The 18,686-nt window shown below is 63.4% G+C and carries 19 protein-coding genes and 1 pseudogene; 3 read left to right on the top strand and 17 right to left on the bottom strand.

All coding sequences use genetic code 11. The features are described 5' to 3' along the window. Window positions 1–91: 91 nt before the first annotated feature. From ACP7DD_RS00780 to ACP7DD_RS00730, 11 genes are all read right to left on the bottom strand, one after another. Window positions 92–397, bottom strand: coding sequence for a sigma-E factor negative regulatory protein (locus ACP7DD_RS00780; protein WP_426172777.1), 306 nt, complete (start codon window positions 395–397; stop codon window positions 92–94). A 56-nt stretch (window positions 398–453) separates the two neighbouring features. Next, complete coding sequence (gene rpoE, locus ACP7DD_RS00775; RefSeq protein WP_426172776.1) at window positions 454–1,062, bottom strand: RNA polymerase sigma factor RpoE; 609 nt, start codon at window positions 1,060–1,062, stop codon at window positions 454–456. Between the two features lie 97 nt (window positions 1,063–1,159). Further along, window positions 1,160–1,720, bottom strand: a complete 561-nt coding sequence (locus ACP7DD_RS00770; RefSeq protein ID WP_426172774.1) for a protein YgfX — start codon at window positions 1,718–1,720, stop codon at window positions 1,160–1,162. Between the two features lie 37 nt (window positions 1,721–1,757). Further along, window positions 1,758–3,008, bottom strand: coding sequence for a beta-ketoacyl-ACP synthase II (fabF, locus tag ACP7DD_RS00765; protein WP_426172773.1), 1,251 nt, complete (start codon window positions 3,006–3,008; stop codon window positions 1,758–1,760). A 29-nt stretch (window positions 3,009–3,037) separates the two neighbouring features. Continuing rightward, window positions 3,038–3,277, bottom strand: coding sequence for an acyl carrier protein (acpP, locus tag ACP7DD_RS00760; RefSeq protein ID WP_018059410.1), 240 nt, complete (start codon window positions 3,275–3,277; stop codon window positions 3,038–3,040). Window positions 3,278–3,459: 182 nt separating this feature from the next. Then, window positions 3,460–4,197 (bottom strand): 3-oxoacyl-ACP reductase FabG, encoded by a 738-nt coding sequence (fabG, locus tag ACP7DD_RS00755; protein WP_426172772.1) that lies wholly within the window; start codon window positions 4,195–4,197, stop codon window positions 3,460–3,462. A gap of 59 nt (window positions 4,198–4,256) precedes the next feature. Further along, window positions 4,257–5,198, bottom strand: coding sequence for an ACP S-malonyltransferase (gene fabD / locus ACP7DD_RS00750; RefSeq protein ID WP_426172771.1), 942 nt, complete (start codon window positions 5,196–5,198; stop codon window positions 4,257–4,259). Window positions 5,199–5,239: 41 nt separating this feature from the next. After that, on the bottom strand, window positions 5,240–6,226 hold the full coding sequence (locus ACP7DD_RS00745; protein ID WP_426172770.1) for a beta-ketoacyl-ACP synthase III: 987 nt from the start codon (window positions 6,224–6,226) through the stop codon (window positions 5,240–5,242). 15 nt (window positions 6,227–6,241) lie between these two features. Beyond that, window positions 6,242–7,318 carry a phosphate acyltransferase PlsX gene (plsX, locus tag ACP7DD_RS00740; protein WP_426172769.1) on the bottom strand — a complete coding sequence of 359 codons (1,077 nt, stop codon included), beginning with the start codon at window positions 7,316–7,318 and terminating at the stop codon, window positions 6,242–6,244. Between the two features lie 193 nt (window positions 7,319–7,511). Continuing rightward, a complete protein-coding gene (gene rpmF, locus ACP7DD_RS00735; protein ID WP_008449924.1) occupies window positions 7,512–7,694 on the bottom strand; it encodes a 50S ribosomal protein L32 in 183 nt (60 codons plus the stop codon). 200 nt (window positions 7,695–7,894) lie between these two features. Beyond that, window positions 7,895–8,392 carry a YceD family protein gene (locus ACP7DD_RS00730; RefSeq protein ID WP_426172768.1) on the bottom strand — a complete coding sequence of 166 codons (498 nt, stop codon included), beginning with the start codon at window positions 8,390–8,392 and terminating at the stop codon, window positions 7,895–7,897. A gap of 153 nt (window positions 8,393–8,545) precedes the next feature. Here ACP7DD_RS00730 and ACP7DD_RS00725 point away from each other — a divergent pair, with 153 nt between their 5' ends. Both ACP7DD_RS00725 and ACP7DD_RS00720 read left to right on the top strand, forming a co-directional pair. Beyond that, on the top strand, window positions 8,546–9,160 hold the full coding sequence (locus ACP7DD_RS00725) for a Maf family nucleotide pyrophosphatase (protein ID WP_426172767.1): 615 nt from the start codon (window positions 8,546–8,548) through the stop codon (window positions 9,158–9,160). 115 nt (window positions 9,161–9,275) lie between these two features. Beyond that, window positions 9,276–10,022 (top strand): SAM-dependent methyltransferase, encoded by a 747-nt coding sequence (locus tag ACP7DD_RS00720; protein ID WP_426172766.1) that lies wholly within the window; start codon window positions 9,276–9,278, stop codon window positions 10,020–10,022. Window positions 10,023–10,028: 6 nt separating this feature from the next. Here the strand turns inward: ACP7DD_RS00720 and ACP7DD_RS00715 are convergent, their stop codons facing one another. The 5 genes and pseudogenes from ACP7DD_RS00715 to ACP7DD_RS00695 all read right to left on the bottom strand — a co-directional run bounded on the left by ACP7DD_RS00715 (window position 10,029) and on the right by ACP7DD_RS00695 (window position 15,717). Beyond that, entirely contained in the window at window positions 10,029–11,297 is a 1,269-nt protein-coding gene (locus ACP7DD_RS00715) for an EAL and HDOD domain-containing protein (protein ID WP_426172765.1), read from the bottom strand. A gap of 126 nt (window positions 11,298–11,423) precedes the next feature. After that, window positions 11,424–12,551, bottom strand: coding sequence for a 23S rRNA (adenine(2030)-N(6))-methyltransferase RlmJ (locus ACP7DD_RS00710; protein WP_426172763.1), 1,128 nt, complete (start codon window positions 12,549–12,551; stop codon window positions 11,424–11,426). Window positions 12,552–12,728: 177 nt separating this feature from the next. After that, window positions 12,729–13,955, bottom strand: a pseudogene (aceA, locus tag ACP7DD_RS00705) (isocitrate lyase); the annotation flags it as partial. A 25-nt stretch (window positions 13,956–13,980) separates the two neighbouring features. Then, window positions 13,981–14,475: a ribonuclease E activity regulator RraA gene (rraA, locus tag ACP7DD_RS00700; RefSeq protein WP_426172762.1), complete on the bottom strand. Its 495-nt coding sequence runs from the start codon at window positions 14,473–14,475 to the stop codon at window positions 13,981–13,983. 33 nt (window positions 14,476–14,508) lie between these two features. Next, a complete protein-coding gene (locus ACP7DD_RS00695; protein WP_426172761.1) occupies window positions 14,509–15,717 on the bottom strand; it encodes an MFS transporter in 1,209 nt (402 codons plus the stop codon). A 118-nt stretch (window positions 15,718–15,835) separates the two neighbouring features. Between ACP7DD_RS00695 and ACP7DD_RS00690 the strand changes: the two genes are divergently transcribed. Continuing rightward, a complete protein-coding gene (locus tag ACP7DD_RS00690; RefSeq protein ID WP_426172760.1) occupies window positions 15,836–15,991 on the top strand; it encodes a hypothetical protein in 156 nt (51 codons plus the stop codon). A 10-nt stretch (window positions 15,992–16,001) separates the two neighbouring features. Here the strand turns inward: ACP7DD_RS00690 and clpB are convergent, their stop codons facing one another. Continuing rightward, on the bottom strand, window positions 16,002–18,629 hold the full coding sequence (gene clpB, locus ACP7DD_RS00685) for an ATP-dependent chaperone ClpB (protein ID WP_426172759.1): 2,628 nt from the start codon (window positions 18,627–18,629) through the stop codon (window positions 16,002–16,004). Window positions 18,630–18,686 lie beyond the last annotated feature (57 nt).

The raw sequence follows: 18,686 nt of genomic DNA, 5'->3' as shown, positions 1-18,686 counted from the left end.
CTTCTTGCTGCCGCGGTGCGTGGCGGCCAAACACGCGGCAGCGAAAGCGCGGCCCGATCGGCACCGCCATGCCGGCGTGCAGAGCGTGCTTTCAAGACGTCGTCGCCACCTTCTTGGCGCTCGCCTTCTCCGGCTCGGACTGCGCAGGCGCGGGCGCGCGCCGCACAGCGTGCGCAGGCTCGAGCGCGAGCTTGGCCGACAGCCGGTGATTGAAGTCGTCGGACAGCTCGGGCGAAGCTTGTGCGCGCAGCACGTCGCCGATGCGGTGGTAGGTGCTCCAGGCCTGCTCGCCGTCGGCCGCGCGCAAGGCGGCAAACGCCAGTTCCAGGTCGATCGCTGCCAGTTCGCCGTCGCTCAAGGCGGAAATATGCTCGCGAATTTTCTTCTGTGTGTCCATCTGTGTTTCCATCACCGTCCGTGTGATCAAATTATCACGACCTGTTGCCATCATCGCTATAGCTTACGCCGCTTGTCAACCGGGAAATCTAGCAAAGGCCTCAATTTCTCGGCAATGACTTCGCGGGCCCGGAAAATCCGGCTTCGCACCGTGCCAATCGGACACGCCATCACTTCCGATATCTCTTCGTAGCTCAATCCTTCGATCTCGCGCAGCACGATGGCGGTGCGCAGCTCGAGCGGTAATGCTTCCATCGCGGCATTGACGGTGTAGGCAATCTGCTTGCTTGCCAACATCGATTCCGGGGTGTTGATGTCCCGCAGGCTGTCGGCATCGTCGAACGCCTCGGCGCGCTCGGCATCGGCCTCGGTCGACGTCGGCGCTCGCCGGCCCTGTGTGACAAGAAAATTCTTTGCCGTGTTGATTCCTATCCGGTACAACCACGTATAAAATGCCGAATCACCGCGGAAATGCCGCAGGGCTCGGTACGCCTTGATGAACGTTTCCTGAACAACATCCTCCGCCTCTGCAGGGTCGTGCACCAGGCGCGATACCAGACGCATCAGCCTTCGCTGATATTTTCCCACCAGCAGGTCGAACGCCTGCCGGTCGCCGCCTTGTACGCGCTCCACCAACAACTGATCACACTCTCGTTCTGTCGTCACTGCACCATGTCCCGTGAGTTGCAGCGGCGTTGACTCCTTGTGTATAAGAGTTGGCTCGCTGCAATAAGTTCAACGTTTTTTGTTGGTTTCCGATTATTTATTCTTTTCGTGCTGCAACATCGCGAATCGCTACCGCCAGCCGTCGAAACTGGCCCGCCGCCACGCTGTCGGGCAACAGCACCAAGGCGCAATGCTTGCCGTCGTCGCCGCGCAGTCTCAGCAGCAACAGGCCCGGCCACACGGTCGAGCCGGGCAAAAGGCGCATGACACCGGCACGCGCGCCCGCCTGGCCCACCCCTTGTTGTACCGTCAGGCGTAGCTGGCCGACTCCAGAAATATCAATCCGGCGCACATTTCGGCCGGGGGCTGGCGAGCACAGCAAAGCTGCGCCGGCGAGCATGCAGGCAAGCGCCGCGCCCCACTGCAGGCCGGCCAGGCGCGACCCGGCAAGGGCGAGCGCGATGCCCGCGCTGACGCTGGCAAGGCCATGGCACAGCATCGCCCAGCGCAGCACGCGCGACGGAACAATGACGGCAGATACCGCAATCGACATGAGGAAGGAAGTTGAACGGGCGGCGACGGCGCGCGGGCCACGCAAAGCTGAAGGCAGAAACGTCAACGCCCATCCTTTTGACAAGGATGGGCGTTGGAGGTTCACGCTGGCGGCCGGTTTTTACGACCGCCGTAGTGTGCGCTTACGGCGCCTTGGCAAACACCAGCGAGCCGTTGGTGCCGCCGAAGCCGAACGAGTTCTTCACTGCGTACTCGATCTGCATGTCCCGCGCGATGTTGGCGCAGAAATCGAGATCGCAGGCCGGATCCTGGTTGAAGATGTTGATCGTCGGCGGCGACACCTGGTGGTGCATCGCCAGCACGGTAAACACGGCTTCGATGCCGCCGGCGCCGCCAAGCAGGTGGCCGGTCATCGACTTGGTCGAGTTGACCACCAGCTTCCTGGCGTGGTCGCCAAAGGTCTTCTTCAGGCCCTGCACTTCGGCCAGGTCGCCTTGCGGCGTCGACGTGCCGTGCGCGTTGACGTAATGCACCTGGTCGAAGTTGATGCCGGCGTTGTTCAGCGCGGACACCATGCAGCGGCTGGCGCCGGCGCCGTCTTCGACCGGCGACGTCATGTGATAGGCGTCGGCGCTCATGCCGAAGCCGATCAGTTCGGCGTAGATGGTCGCGCCGCGCGCCTTGGCATGCTCGTACTCTTCCAGCACCATCACGCCGGCGCCTTCGCCGAGGACGAAGCCGTCGCGGTCGCGGTCCCATGGACGCGAGGCGGTGGCAGGATCATCGTTGCGCGAAGACAGTGCCTTGGCCGACGCGAAACCGCCCAGGCCAAGTGGCGAGATGGTCGACTCGGCGCCGCCGGCAATCATCACGTCGGCGTCGCCGTATTCAATCAGGCGGCCAGCGGCGCCGATGCAGTGCAAGCCGGTGGTGCAAGCGGTGACGATGGCCAGGTTCGGGCCGCGCAGGCCGTACTTGATGGACAGGTCGCCGGAGATCATGTTGATGATCGACGCGGGCACGAAAAACGGCGAAATGCGGCGCGGGCCGCGCTTGTCGTAGTCTTCCTTGGTCTCTTCGATCATCGGCAGGCCGCCGATGCCGGAACCGACGATGACACCGATACGGTCGGCATTTTCCTCGGTCACGACGAGGCCGGAATCCTGCAACGCCTGGATTCCTGCTGCCATGCCAAAATGGATGAATGTATCCATGTGGCGCGCTTCTTTACCGGAGATGTACTCTTCGATATTGAAACCTTTGACTTCGCCCGCGAAGCGGGTCGAAAACGGCTCTGCGTCGAACTTGGTGATATTGGCAATGCCCGACTTGCCGGCCAGCGCCGCGCTCCAACTCTCGGCAATCGTGTTGCCGATAGGGGAGACGCAGCCCAGGCCGGTGACGACGACACGACGGTTTCGTGAACGGCTCAAGCGATTTCTCCTGGAATGCTAAATGAAGCTTAGGCCTTGACGTGCGCGGTAGCGTAGTCGATTGCCTGCTTCACGGTCGTGATCTTTTCAGCCTGCTCGTCCGGGATTTCCATTTCGAATTCGTCTTCCAGTGCCATTACCAGTTCGACCGTGTCGAGGGAATCTGCGCCGAGGTCGTCAACGAACGAGGACTCGATTTTGATGTCTACTTCTGCAACACCGAGTTGCTCAGCGACGATTTTTTTAACGCGTTGTTCGATATCCGACATGTTATAGGCTCCAATGTGTGTGTAACGGAAAGTGCGCGCATTTTATCAGGTTTGCGCGTTGTAAAACTAATTTCGGTGTCTGACACTAACTCGACCGAAAGCCGTGCTAAAAGATGAGATTTTACTGGAATCGCGCTCCTGGCGCCTTCCGCCAATTCTGCCCGACTTCAGACAAATCCGCATCAATTCATGTACATGCCGCCATTCACGTGCAAGGTGGTGCCCGTGATATAGGCTGCCTGCGGCCCGGCCAGGAAAGCGACCGCGTGTGCAATATCTGCCGGCTCGCCAAGGCGCGCCAGCGGAATCTGCGTCAGCAAGGCTGCGTGCTGGTCGGCGCCGAGCCCGTTGGTCATGTCGGTATCGATGAATCCCGGCGCGACGCAGTTGACCGTGATGTTGCGGCTGCCGATTTCACGCGCCAGCGCGCGGCTCATGCCTTCGACGCCCGCTTTCGCCGCGGCGTAATTCATCTGCCCCGGATTGCCCGACGATGCTACCACCGACGTGATGTTAATAATACGCCCATGCTTAGCTTTCATCATGCCGCGCAGAACAGCGCGCGCCAGCCGGCCCACCGCGCTCAGGTTCGTCGAGATGACGCTATCCCACTCTTCATCCTTCATGCGCATGGCCAGCTGGTCCTGCGTGATGCCGGCATTGTTGACCAGGATCGACAGGCTGCCGTAACTGGCCTGGACATCGGCCACCGTGGCGGCGCAGGCGGCGGCATCGGTGACGTTCAGCATCACGCCTTTGCCGCCGAATTCCTTCAGGTAATCCGAAATGGCGGCCGCGCCGCTGTCGGTGGTGGCGGTGCCGACCACCTTGGCGCCTTGGCGGGCCAGTTCGAGGGCGATCGCCTTGCCGATGCCGCGCGATGCGCCGGTAACCAGCGCGACTTGATTTTCCAGATTCATGGTTATCCTAATTAGTTAGTAGCAGCGGCGCCCGCGTACGGCAGGCGCCACGTTGGCCATCAGGCCAGCGTGGCCAGCACGCGATCGAGCGCGGCCTGGTCGACCAGCGCTTCGCCGGCCAGGCGTGCATCGATGCGCTTGGCCATGCCGATCAGCACCTTGCTCGGCGCGCATTCGATCACGCTGGCAATACCTTGCGCCGCCATGTATTCCATCGTCTCGACCCAGCGCACCGGGCTCGCGGCCTGGCGCACCAATGCGTCCTTGATGGCCTGCGGATCGCCTTGAATGGCGACGTCGACGTTGTTGACCAGCGCGATGGACGGCGTGGCGAATTCGATGCCGGCCATGTACGCGTTCAGACGGTCCGACGCCGGCTGCAGCAGCGACGAGTGGAACGGCGCCGATACCGCCAGCTTCATGGCGCGCTTGGCGCCCTTGGCCTTGGCCAGTTCGCAGGCGCGCTCGACGGCGGCAGTGTGGCCGGCGATGACGATCTGGGTTGGTTCGTTGAAGTTGACCGGCTCGACCACCGAGCCCGGCGCGGCGGCGGCCGCTTCCACGCACAGTGCGCGCACGTCGTCGGCGCCGAGGCCCAGGATGACAGCCATGCCGCCCTGCCCGACAGGCACCGCGGCCTGCATCGCTTCGGCGCGGAAACGCACCAGCGGCACCGCATCCTTGAACTTGATCACGCCGGCTGCCACCAGGGCCGAGTATTCGCCCAGGCTGTGGCCGGCCACCATGGCCGGCACCGGGCCGCCGGCGGCAAGCCAGGCGCGGTACACCGCCACGGCCGCGGTCAGCATCACCGGCTGGGTATTGGTGGTCAGATCGAGTTCTTCCTTGGGACCGTCGGCGATCAGGCGGCCGATGTCGACGCTGAGCGCGTCGGACGCTTCGGCGACGGTCTCGGCGACAGCGGCGTTGCCGGCGAAGCCACTCAACATGCCGACCGCTTGCGAGCCTTGGCCGGGAAACAGGAATGCGAATTTACTCATTGAATCGTCGTGCTCCAAATTAAGGTTTCTTACAAGCGTACTTACATGCGCGCCAGTACCGCGCCCCACGTAAAGCCGCCGCCGACCCCTTCCATCATGACATTATGGCCCGGCTTGATGCGCCCATCGCGCACCGCTGCGTCGAGCGCCAGCGGGATCGATGCGGCCGACGTGTTGCCGTGCTGGTCGACGGTGACGACCATCTTTTCGATCGGCAGGTTCAGCTTTTTGGCGGTGCTTTTCATGATGCGGATATTGGCCTGGTGCGGCACCAGCCAGTCGAGCTGCTCGGCCGTCATGCCGGCGTGGTCGAGCGCTTCGTGGGCGACCTGCTCGAGCACCGAGACGGCCAGCTTGAACACTGCCGGGCCGTCCATGTACAGGAAGGCGCTGCCGGCGATGGCGCCGTTGGCCAGGTTGCCCGGCACGCTAAGGATGTCGGCGTAGCTGCCGTCGGCGTGCAGCTTGGTCGCCAGGATGCCCGGCTCGTCGGAGGCGGTCAGCACGATGGCGCCGGCGCCGTCGCCGAACAGCACGCAGGTGGTGCGGTCGTCGAAATTGAGGATGCGCGAAAACACTTCAGCGCCGATCACCAGCACGTTCTTGTGGGCGCCGGCCTTGATGAAGGCGTCCGCCACCGACACCGCGTAGACGAAGCCGCTACAGACGGCCTGGACGTCGAAGGCGGCGCTGTTGTTGGTCATGCCGAGCTTGCGCTGGACGATGCACGCCGTGCTTGGGAAACTTCCGTAGAAGTCCGGCGTCGAACTGGCGACGATGACGAGATCGATGTCGTGCGGCTGCTTGTCGGCCATCGCCAGCGCCTGCTTTGCCGCCGCCACTGCCAGGTCGGACGACAACTGGTCCGGCGCGGCGAAGTGGCGCGCGGAGATGCCGCTGCGGGAAAAAATCCATTCGTCGGACGTTTCGACGCCCTTGGCCGCCAATTGCGCGGCCAGGTCGGCGTTGGTCACCCGTTGCTGCGGCAGATAGCTGCCGGTGCCGATAATTTTGCTATACAGAGTCATTGCTAGCCGTCCTGCTTAAATTGTTGAGCCTGGCACTGCCGGTTCGATCACCGCGCTGCGGTCAGGTGTGCATGGTATCAGTTCGGCAATCATCGCCGACAGTTGTTCCTGCACGTTGTATTTTGCAGCATCGAAGGCGCGCTTGAGTGCCCACTCGAACGAGTAGGCATCGGCACCGCCGTGGCTCTTGAACACCAGGCCGCGCAGGCCGAGCAGGCTGGCGCCGTTGTAGCGCGATGGATTGAAGCGATTGCGGATCTGCTTGAGGGCGCCGCCGGCGATCAGGGCGCCGATCATCGTTAGCGGGTTGCGCCGGAACTCGGTATTCATGACGTCCTTCATGAAGCGGCCTAGGCCTTCGGCCGCCTTCAGCGTGACGTTGCCGACGAAGCCGTCGCAGACGATCACATCGGTCGTACCCTTGAAGATATCGTTGCCTTCGACGTTGCCGTAGAAGTTGAGCTTGCCGCGCGCATGGTCGTCCTGCAGCAGCTTGCCGGTCGCTTTGACGACTTCATTGCCCTTGATGTCTTCGGTGCCGACGTTGAGCAGGCCGATGGTCGGGCGCGCGGTGCGCTCCATCGCCGAGAACAGGACCGAGCCCATCACCGCGAACTGGTGCAGGTGGTGCGGTTCGCAGTCGACGTTGGCGCCGAGGTCGAGCATGTAGGTCGGGCCGTTCTTCTGGTTCGGCATGATGCCGCAGATGGCCGGACGGTCGACGCCCTGCATGGTTTTAAGCACATAGCGCGAGATCGCCATCAGGGCGGCCGTGTTGCCGGCGGAAACGCAGGCCTGGGCCTTGCCGTCCTTGACCATTTCAACCGCCACGCGCATCGACGAATCCTTCTTGCGGCGCAGCGCCACTTCGAGCGGATCGTCCATCGCCACCACTTCGGCAGCGTGCTGCACGGTGATGCGGGGGTGGGTGTCCGCCTTCAGGCGTTTCAGTTCGGCGCGCAGTTCGGCTTCGAGGCCGACCAGGATGAGAGCGGCTTCCGGCTCGTGCGCGAGGAAAGAAATGGCCGCGGGAATGGTGATGGAGCTGCCATGATCGCCCCCCATGCAGTCTATCGAAAGTGTAATTGTCATTTGTAAGGTGCGTACCGCGGCTCAAACATGGCAGGCGGCAGGATGCGATCTGTGGGCGAGCGCCAGGCAGAGTCAGCGTAATTCAAAATGACGGTGTGCAAATGTTTTTTGCAGCCGAGGTCAAAGAAAAAGCGGCGCCACGCAGAAAAAATGCGTCGCACCGCCCTCATCTTACTCGAAACTAAAACGTCGATTACTCGTCGTTCTTGGTCTTGAGAACTTTACGACCACGATAGAAGCCGTTCGGGCTGATGTGGTGACGCAGGTGCGTCTCACCAGTCGTAGGCTCGATACCGAGCTGCGGAGCAACCAGGAAATCGTGCGAACGGTGCATGCCGCGCTTCGAAGGGGACTTCTTATTTTGCTGAACTGCCATGATAACTCCTAATACATAAGTTCTAAAATTCTAACACATTCGACTAGCAAATACATGCGAATCGAGTATCCCAGCGGCAAATGTTTCTCACCGACATGTTTAACGCTTTTGCTGCATTTCCTACCAACACTGCCATACTCGATTACTACACGCGTTTGACACGTTCTGTACGTACTGCTTATCCGGTATTGCGGTACTGCTTATTCTGGTGTCAGGTCTTTCAAGACCGAGAACGGCGACGGCTTGTCCGTCTTCAGCGCGTCGATCAGCTTGCTGTCGGGGCACACCGCGTGCTTCGGCACCTGCGGCAAGGCCAGCAGCGCCTCGTCTTCGATCAGGTCGCGCAGGTCGGTGGTGCGGCTGCCGACGATCACGTCGATACTCTCGTCGTCGACGATTTCCTCGATCTGATCGGCTTCCTCGTCATCCCTGCCGAGCACGAGCATGGTAGAAGAATCCATCTCGCAAGCAAACGGGGCGAGGCAACGCTGGCACACCAGCTGTACCGTGCCGGACACCGACAAGGTGATCGACGGATAGCCGTGACTGGTAACGCCGCCTTCGACCGTCCAGGCGATCTCGCCAGACTGGTCGGCACAATCCTTACTTAACCGGCTCATCTCGGCAACAGGCGTGACGCCGTCGCGGTGGCCGTTGCTTCGACTAAATTCAAAAGCGTCGATGACAAAAGCGCTCATTTGAGAAACTACCCCGAGAAAACCTGCGATAATAGCAGGCTTGCCGCCATGGAGTCAAAGACTTGGCGCATTTTTTTGCACCTGCGGGCGAGACATGTTGCAGACCGGCAGTTTGCACCACGCAAGCCAGAAATCGCCCCCATCGAGTCCGTCATGATACCAAGTTCTGCCCCTTCCCGCCTGATTCTTGCGTCCAGTTCGCCGTATCGGCGCGAATTGCTTGAGCGCCTGCGCCTGCCGTTCGACGTGATGGTGCCCGACATTATCGAAACCCCATTGGCTGGCGAAGCGCCGGAAGCGACCGCGCTGCGGCTGGCGCGCGAGAAAGCGGCGGCCGTGGCGCAGCGCTCGCCCGGCAGCATCGTCATCGGCTCGGACCAGGTTGCCACGCTAGACGGCGAGCAGATCGGCAAACCGGGCGACCATGCCCGCGCGCTTGCCCAGCTGCAGAAAATGCGCGGCCGCAAGGTCGTCTTTCATACTGCATTGTGCGTGTGGGACGGTCGCGCCAGCGCCCTGACCGGGCCGGCGCAGCTGGAAAACATCCAGACGGTGGTCACCTTTCGCGACCTGCCCGATGCCGAGCTCGACGCCTACCTGCGCATCGAGCAGCCTTACGATTGCGCCGGCAGCGCCAAGAACGAAGGGCTCGGCATCGCCATCCTCGAGCGCATCGACAGCAGCGACCCGACCGCGCTGACCGGCTTGCCGATGATCGCCCTCACCGCCATGCTGCGCAAGGCCGGCGTGCGTTTTTTCGGCCTCTGACCGGCCCAAAATAAACGGGGTCAGACCCGTTTACACGACGGCGAAAGGCCAGCAAGGCCGTTCAACGACCGGGTCTGCCCCCGATTTTTCCAACCGATACCTCTTACAGAACGACATGCCTGGCACCCTCTACCTGATCCCGAACACGCTCGGCACCACCGAGCCGGCGCCTGGCGCGCTGAACCATATTATTCCGGCCAACGTACAGGCGCTGACGGCCCGGCTCGATTACTTCGTCGCCGAAAACGCCAAGACTGCTCGCGGCTTTCTGAAACTGATCGCGATCGACCATCCGCTGGCGAAACCGCTGCAGGAAATCGAGATAGCGCAGTTGAACGTGAATACGCCGGCGGCCGCCCTCGCCGGCCTGCTGGCGCCGCTGCTGGCCGGTCGCGATGCCGGCCTGGTGTCGGAGGCAGGCGTGCCGGCGGTGGCCGACCCGGGCGCGGACCTGGTGCGCCTGGCGCATCAGCATGGCATTGCGGTCAAGCCGCTGGTCGGGCCGTCGTCGCTGCTGCTGGCGGTGATGGCCAGCGGACTGAACGGACAAAGTTTCGCTTTCAACGGCTATCTGCCGACCGATGCGGCACTGCGCGCCAAGCGCATCAAGGAACTCGAGCAACGCTCCAGCCGCGAAAAACAGACCCAGCTGCTGATCGAGACGCCCTACCGCAACGGCGCAATGCTCGATGCACTCGTTGGCACCTGCGCGCCGGACACGCTGATCTGCGTCGCCACCGACCTGAGCCTGCCGACCGAATCGATCCGCACGCTGAGCGGGGCCAAGTGGAAAGGACTGCTGGCGAGCGGCAAGATGCCCGAATTTCACAAGAAACCGACGGTGTTTTTGCTGCTGGCTTAGGCAAAGCTAGTGCACTTCCTGCGCCAGCTCGTTGACCCACTCGAACGCAGCCATCTCGATCTCGCGCACATCCTTGATGGTCAGGTCGAGCAGGCGCAAGGCCGCCGTCAGCGCCTTGCCCGACTTGGCCTTTTCGAGGATTTCGACGACGTTGAGCATGTCGCCATACTCGCCTTCGCGCTCGAGCAGCGCCGAACTGACTTCGTGGGCGACATCGACGGTGGCGAGGATGTCGCGCATCGACATCGAAAACAGCGCCTCGGTCAGCGACATGATGCCGACCGTGAACGCCATATCGGCCGCCGCATGCTGGCCGGGATGGATCTTCAAGGTCATCAGTTCGAGCATCTTGCCGCGCAAGGTCGCCATCTGCAGCAGCGGCAGGTTCATCTCGACCTCGGCGCCGGGCGTTGCATACAGCAAGATCTGCAGCCAGCGCTGCAACTGCTGGCGGCCGAGCACTTCGATGGCCTGGCCGAGCGTGTCGATTTTGCCGCGCGCACCGGAGGCTGGCGTGTTGACCAAGCGCAGCAGGTTCAGGCTGATCAGGGCGTCGCGCTTGACCGCCAGCTCGATGGTGTGAGCGTCCGCGTCCGAGTCGACCAGCTCGAGCAGGTGCAGGATCGCTAATTTGGACGGGGCGATCTTCTTGCCGCTCAGGATGACCGGGCGGGCAAAATAGAAGCCCTGGAAATATTCGAAGCCCAGCTCCAGGCAGGTGCTGAATACTTCCACCGTTTCCACTTTTTCGGCGAGCAGCTTTTTGTTATCGCGCCGCAGCGCTTCGGCCAGCGCCGGCAGCCGCGCCGGATCGACACCTTTGACGTCGATCTTGATAATGTCCACCAGCTTGAACAAGGCGCGCACATCGTCCGATTCGGCGACGACGTCGTCGAGCGCGAACTTGAAGCCGAGCGCCTTCAGCTCGGCCACGCGGGCCACCAGCGCCGGCGTCGCCTTGACGGTTTCGAGGATTTCCAGGATGACCTTGTCGGCCGGAAGGAAGCGGACGTAGTCGCCCATCAGTGATTCGGCGCTGACGTTGACGAATGCCAGTTGCGCACCGACCACGTGCTCCATGCCCAGTTGCGACGCGTGGGAAATCACTGCCGCGGTCGCGGCGGCGTCATCGGTGACGTTCGCTTCGGTCGAGCCTGCCGTGCGGAACAGCAGTTCGAAGGCGACCAGACGCTGGTCACGCCCCAGGATGGGCTGACGCGCCAGGTAGAATTGGTCGAACGGCAAAGACAACTGGGCCGCTGCATCGATAGGCACAGATACCCCCAAGAAACAAATGGGCGCGCAGTCGCCCAGCCAAATTACACGGCCGGGGCACCCTCTCTTTGACTATACTACAAAATCAAAGTCCATTTACATTTCGACATCGAAACCTGCACGCGGTCAGGGACGGCGCGATCCTGGCTTGGACGGGCCGGTCGGACGGCCGCTGGTGCGCCGCGGCGACGACGTTGTGGCCGGTGCGCGCGGGCCGATGGCGCCGGCGGCGCCGGGGGTGCCGGCCGGCGCCTGGCCAGGCAAGCGCAACGAGCCGGTGCCGGACGTCGGGCTGGCGCGGCGCGCATTGCCGACCGGCACGCGGGCGCTGCCGTTGGCGCCGACCCGCGAGGTCGACGAGCCGGTCAACTGGGTGCCCGATTCGATGACGAAGGTGGCGCCGGCATCCTTGCCCAGCACTTGCACCAGGTACGGCATCACCTGGCGCAGGGTCGGCTCCAGCGTGTACGGCGGATTGACGATAAACATGCCGCTGCTGTGCAAGCCGAAGCCGTCCGGGCCGGGCGTCGACACGGTCAGCGTCACGTTCAGCCATTCCTTGGCCGGCAGCCGCTTGAGCTTGTCGGCGAACTGGCGCGATTCCATGCGCTGCAGCACTGGATACCAGATGGCGAAGATGCCGGTCGGGAAGCGCACGAGCGAGTCTTCCAGCGCGTCGCGCACCTTGCGGTAATCTTGCTTGTCTTCGTAAGGCGGGTCGATCAGCACCAGTGCGCGGCGCGACGGCGGCGGCAGCAGCGTTTTCAGCGCGTGGAAGCCATCGCCGCGCTCGACCAGCACGCGCTTGCCGCGCGCGCTCGGGCGTTCGCCCTGGGCGGCCGCGTGCTCGGCTACCTTGCGGAAATTGTCGGCGAGGATCTTGGCGTCGGCCGGATGCAGCTCGAACAGGCGCAGGCGATCCTGCTCGCGCATCGCCTTGTCGGCGCAGTATGGTGAACCGGGGTAGTAGCGCATCTTGCCGCTCGGATTGAGGCCCTTGACCAGGTTGACGTAATCGGCCAGCTGCTTCGGCATGTCGGTACGCTCCCACAGCGGTCCGATGCCGGTCTCGTACTCGGCGTTCTTCGAGGCGTAACCGCCGTCAAGCGCATACACGCCGGCGCCCGAGTGGGTGTCGATGTAGGTGTAGGCGGTGTCCTTTTGATTCATGTACTCGTGCAACTGGATCTGCACGAAATGCTTGAGGACATCAGCGTGATTACCCGCGTGAAAGGCGTGGCGGTAGCTAAGCATGGGAATTCCAAAAATGTAGATGAAACGGCGCGCGGCAGACGAAACATGCGGCGGAATATGTCGTCATTATCCACCACAATGGCGTTTGTGGAGAATTTCGGCGGTTTGGGAGGGAGTAAAAGGGTCTGACGCAGGGACTGTGCGTCGCGGCCAGACCCCGGACGTGCTCGCTACCTGAGCGACTTTCTTTTCGTCGAAGAATTGCTCGTCTTCGGTCGAGCCGTGCAGCTCGGTCGTCGAGCTCTGATTCTGCTGGATCGTCTGCGTCACCGCGTCGAAGTAGCCGGTGCCGACTTCGCGCTGGTGCTTGACCGCCGTGAAGCCCTTGTCGGCGGCGGCAAATTCGGCCTCCTGCAGTTCGACGAACGCCGTCATGTTGCGGCGCGCGTATCCGTGCGCCAGGTTGAACATGCGGTAATTGAGTGCGTGGAAACCGGCGAGCGTGATGAACTGGAACTTGTAGCCCATTGCACCGAGTTCATGCTGGAACTTGGCGATGGTGGCGTCGTCGAGGTTCTTCTTCTTCCAGTTGAACGATGGCGAGCAGTGATAGGCAAGCAGCTTGCCGGGGAACTTGGCGTGGACCGCATCGGCGAACTGCTTGGCGAACGCCAGGTCGGGCTTGCCCGTCTTGCACCAGACCAGGTCGGCATACGGCGCATACGCAAGGGCGCGGGCGATCGACTGGCCGAGGCCGTTGCGGACCTTGAAAAAGCCTTCGACGGTGCGCTCGCCGGTACAGAACGGCTGGTCATTCGGGTCGATGTCGGACGTTAGCAGGTCTGCCGCCTCGGCGTCGGTGCGGGCAATCACCAGGGTCGGCGTGCCCGACACGTCGGCCGCCAGGCGCGCAGCCGTCAGCTTCTCGATCAATTCGCGGGTCGGCACCAGCACCTTGCCACCCAAGTGGCCGCATTTCTTGACCGACGCCGGCGGATCTTCGAAGTGGACGCCGGCAGCGCCGGCGTCGATCATCGACTTCATCAGTTCGTAGGCGTTCAGCGCGCCGCCGAAGCCGGCTTCGGCATCGACGATGATCGGCGCGAAGTAATCGATGTCGTCCTTGCCCTCGGACCACTGGATCTGGTCGGCGCGCTGGAACGTGTTGTTGATGCGCCTGACGACCATCGGCACCGAATTGGCCGGGTACAGCGACTGGTCGGGATACATCTCGCCGGCCAAGTTGGCGTCGCCCGCCACTTGCCAGCCCGACAGGTAGATCGCCTTCAACCCGGCCTTGACTTGCTGCATCGCCTGGTTGCCGGTCATCGCGCCCAGCGTGGCGACGAACGGTTCGGAATGCAGCAGCTCCCACCACCGCCTCGTGACACATCGGTGTGCCTGGGCGCGCGGGCGAGGCCCATGGTGGTAGCTGGCCCGCTCGTCAGGATTGACGCTGGGCAACTAAAGAAGCAGGTGAACTGAAGTGTCAGGCGAGCTGTTGTTGCGCCACCAGAATGCCGTCGGCATCGGCGTAGATCCAGTCGCCGGGACGAATCTTGATGCCGCCGATCAGGATGCCGACGTCGACCGCGCCGGCACCGGCCCTGGCCGCTCGCTGCGGGTGGGTGTCCAGGGCGCGCACGCCGATTTCGCAGCTATTGATCTGATCCGAGTCGCGCACGCAGCCGTTGACCACGATGCCGCTCCAGCCGTTGTCTTGCGCCAGCAGCGCCAGTTGGCCACCGACCAGCGCGCGCCGCATGCTGGCGCCACCATCGACCACCAGCACGCGCCCGCCGCCGGGGCCTTCAAGCGCGCTGCGCACCAGCGCATTGTCTTCGAAGACCTCCAGCGTGGCCGCCGGCCCGGAGAACTTGACGCGCTGCCCGAACAGGCGAAACCCCGGCGGCAGCACCCCCGCCCGGCCATCGTCAAGCAGTTCGGCGTGTGCGTCGCAAAGATCGGTAGTGGCAAAGTCCATGGCAGGTCCCAGTCAGAATAGATGGTGACAATTCTAGCCTTTTTGCAGCGCCTGCGGGCGCTTGCTGACGCCTACGCTTACCGCGGTGGCGATCGACAGCGCATAGAAGAGTCCAACGCAAAGGAAGACCCACGACGGCCGGTTCGCATCCATCATCGCGCCGAACATCAGCGGTCCGACCGCCAGGCCGCTGTCGAGACCAGAGTAGACGACGCCGAACACGCGCCCGGTGGCGTTGCTCGGCGCGGCGGAGCGGATCAGCAGGTCGCGCGACGGCCCGGCCACGCCGGAGGCGAAGCCAATGGCCGCCATCAGCGGCACGACCATCCAGGCGGGCGTGACGGCCATCGCCAGCAGCACGGCCAGCGCGGCGGCGACCGCGAACGCGATGGTGATGACGCGGTCATGGTTGAGCGCACGCGCGGCGACGAAGCCGCCGGCCAGCATGCCGCCGGCCGAGGCCAGCATGAAGGCGGTGTAGGCGGTGGTGGCCGATGCCAGCGATACGTAGTATATCGACACCAGGCTGGAGGAAGCAAAGCTCTGGATGCCGGCCAGCGCGATCGACGACAGGAAAAAGAAGCTGAAGCACATCCACACGGTTGGCAGGCGCAGGAAAGCGAGCGCGCTCTCTTCCGACTGACCGGGTTTGACGTGCGCGGGTGGGTCGGCGCGCAAGGCGGCGCGGTTGAGGAACACGACCAGCAGCATGGTGAATGGAATGGCGGCGGCGGCCAGCACCGCGCTGCGCCAGTCGGACATGGCGGCCACGCCGCCGAGGAACACGGGCGCCGCAGCCCAGCCGAGGCTACCGCTGACGCCATGCACGGAGAAGCCGTGCGCCAGACGCGCTTTCGACACGCGCTGGTTGAGGATGGTGTAGTCGGCCGGATGGAACACCGCGTTGCCCATGCCGGCAACGAGCGAGCCGCACAGCAGCATCGGGTAGTCCTGGGCGCCGGCCAACAGCAGCGCGGCGCCGCCAAGCAGCGCCAGCCCGCCCATCAGCACGCGGCTGGCGCCGACGCGGTCGACGACGAAGCCGGCCAGCGCCTGGCCAACGCCGGAGACGATGAAGAACACGGTCATCAACAGGCCGAGCTGGGAGTAGCTCAGGTCGAACGCGGGCTTGAGCCAAGGGAACACCGCGGCCAGCAGAAGGTGATAGAAGTGGGAGACGCCGTGGGCCAGACCAACGAGGCCGATGACGCGCGCGTCCTGTCGCAGTGAAGCCGATTGCATGAGGTCATCCTGCTGTGGTCAAGCAGATATTGTAGCCAGATTCATCTGGCCGAGTCGGGCGCGGTCCATTTATGCACGCCGCGTGAGTACGCATCGGCGCGAATGTAGGCGCGACGGCTTGTTCGCATCGGCAGAAACCGCCGACATCGACGTCGTCGATAAAAATAAACGCCATCCTCGCGAAGGCGGGGATGGCGCTGGTTTGGGTGGCGTCGATGAGCCGGGCGGCGGCTTGTTCGGCGCCCGTGCCATGTCGTGTCAGGCGAGCGATTGATCGTGCATCGTCACGTCGGCGCCTTCTCCAGCTCGACCGCTTTGGCGCCACGGCCGAACACCAGCTGGCCGCGGTCGACCCCGATCGGGATCGTATCCTTCGGACCGTAGCGCCCTTCCAGGATCAGCCGCGACAGCGGATTTTCGATCTGCTGCTGGATCGCGCGCTTGAGCGGGCGCGCGCCATACACCGGATCGTAGCCGGCTTCCGCGATCTTCTGCAGCGCCTCGTCCGACATCTCGAGCGTCATCTCCATCGCCGCCAAACGCGTCTCCAGGTGCTTGAGCTGGATCTTGGCGATCGCGCCGATGTTCTTCTCGTCGAGCGAATGGAACACCACGATCTCGTCGATCCGGTTGACGAACTCGGGCCGGAAATGGCCGCGCACTTCGGCCATCACCGCCAGCTTGACCACGCCCGGATCGTTGCTCTCCATCGCCTGGATCTTGTGCGAGCCAAGATTGGACGTCATGACGATCACCGTGTTCTTGAAGTCCACCGTGCGCCCCTGCCCGTCGGTCATGCGGCCGTCGTCGAGCACCTGCAGCAGCACGTTGAAGACGTCCTGGTGCGCCTTCTCGACTTCGTCGAGCAGGATCACGGAGTACGGCCGGCGCCGCACCGCCTCGGTCAGGTAGCCGCCTTCGTCGTAGCCGACGTAACCCGGCGGCGCGCCGATGAGCCGCGCCACCGAATGCTTCTCCATGAATTCGCTCATGTCGATGCGGATCATCGATTCCTCGGTATCGAACAGGAAGGAAGCGAGCGCCTTGCACAGCTCCGTCTTGCCGACGCCGGTGGGACCGAGGAACATGAACGAGCCATACGGCCGGTTCGGGTCAGCCAGACCGGCGCGCGAGCGGCGAATCGCATCCGACACCGCCTGGATCGCCTCGTCCTGGCCGACCACGCGCTCGTGCAGCTTTTCCTCGATGTGCAGCAGCTTCTCGCGCTCGCCTTGCAGCATGCGCGACACCGGAATGCCGGTCGAACGCGACACCACTTCGGCGATTTCCTCCGCCCCGACCTGGGTGCGCAGCAGCTTGGGCTTGCCGCCCGCCGCCGCATCGGCGGTAATCGTCGCAGCTTCGGCCTGCTTGAGCTGCGCCTCGAGATCGGGCAGCTTGCCGTACTGGAGTTCGGACATGCGCGCGTAGTCGCTGCTGCGCTTGGCCTCTTCCATCTGGTGCTTGATGCGCTCGATCTCTTCCTTGATGTGGGTGGTGCCCTGCACCATCGACTTCTCGGCCTTGAGGATCTCCTCGTAGTCGTTGTATTCGCGTTCGAGGCGCGCGATCTCCTCTTCGATCAGGCCGAGACGGCGCTGCGACGCCTCGTCCTTCTCCTTCTTGACCGCCTCGCGCTCGATCTTGAGCTGGATGATGCGCCGTTCAAGCTTGTCCATCACCTCCGGCTTGGAGTCGATCTCGATCTTGATTTTCGACGCCGCCTCGTCGATCAGGTCGATCGCCTTGTCGGGCAGGAAGCGGTCGGTGATGTAGCGGTGCGACAGTTCGGCCGCGGCGATGATGGCCGCGTAGGTGATCTCCACCTTGTGGTGCAGCTCGTACTTGTCCTGCAGGCCGCGCAGGATGGCGATGGTCGCCTCCACGCTGGGCTCCTCGACCAGCACTTTCTGGAAGCGGCGCTCCAGCGCGGCGTCCTTTTCGATGTACTTGCGGTACTCGTCGAGCGTGGTGGCGCCGATGCAGTGCAGTTCGCCGCGCGCCAGCGCAGGTTTGAGCATATTACCGGCGTCCATCGCGCCCTCGGCCTTGCCGGCGCCGACGATGGTGTGAATCTCGTCGATGAAGACGATCGTCTGGCCTTCGTCCTGCGCCAGTTCCTTCAGCACCGCCTTGAGGCGCTCCTCGAATTCGCCGCGGAACTTGGCGCCGGCGACCAGCGCCGCCATGTCGAGCGAGAGCAGCCGCTTGCCCTTGAGCGAATCGGGCACCTCGCCATTGACGATGCGCTGCGCCAGGCCTTCGGCGATTGCCGTCTTGCCCACGCCCGGCTCGCCGATCAGCACCGGGTTGTTTTTGGTACGCCGCTGCAGGATCTGCATGGTGCGGCGGATCTCGTCGTCGCGCCCGATCACCGGATCGAGCTTGCCCTGGCGGGCGCGTTCGGTCACGTCGAGCGTGTATTTTTTGAGCGCCTCGCGCTGGCCTTCGGCGTCGGACGAATTGACCGACTCGCCGCCACGCACCGTGTCGACCGCAGCCTCGAGGGCCTTGCGCGTCAGGCCCGCTTCGCGCGCCAGCTTGCCGGCATCGGACTTGTCGTCGCTGAGCGCGAGCAGCACCATCTCGCTCGATACGAACTGGTCGCCGCGCTTCTGGGCATCCTTGTCGGCGAGGTTGAGCACGTTCATCAGCTCGCGGCCGACCTGGGTCTCGCCGCCGGTGCCGGACACTTTCGGCAGCCGTTCGAGCGCGCCGCGCAGCGACGTTTGCAGGCTGGCGACGTTGACGCCGGCGCGCTGCAGCAGCGAGCGCGCGCTGCCGTCGTCCTGGCCGAGCAGGGCCACCAGCAGGTGCACCGGTTCGATATATTGGTTGTCATTGCCGACCGCCAAACTCTGCGCGTCGGACAGCGCTTCCTGCAGTTTGGTTGTCAGTTTATCTTGCCGCATGGTAAAACTCCCAATGTTGTCCTCTAATGCAGAACAGATTGGGGTGTTGACCCGCTT

Origin of the sequence: Massilia sp. TWR1-2-2 (genome assembly GCF_049897565.1) — a bacterium.
Classification (GTDB): domain Bacteria; phylum Pseudomonadota; class Gammaproteobacteria; order Burkholderiales; family Burkholderiaceae_D; genus JAFCUW01.
This window is presented reverse-complemented; position numbering and strand designations above follow the sequence as displayed.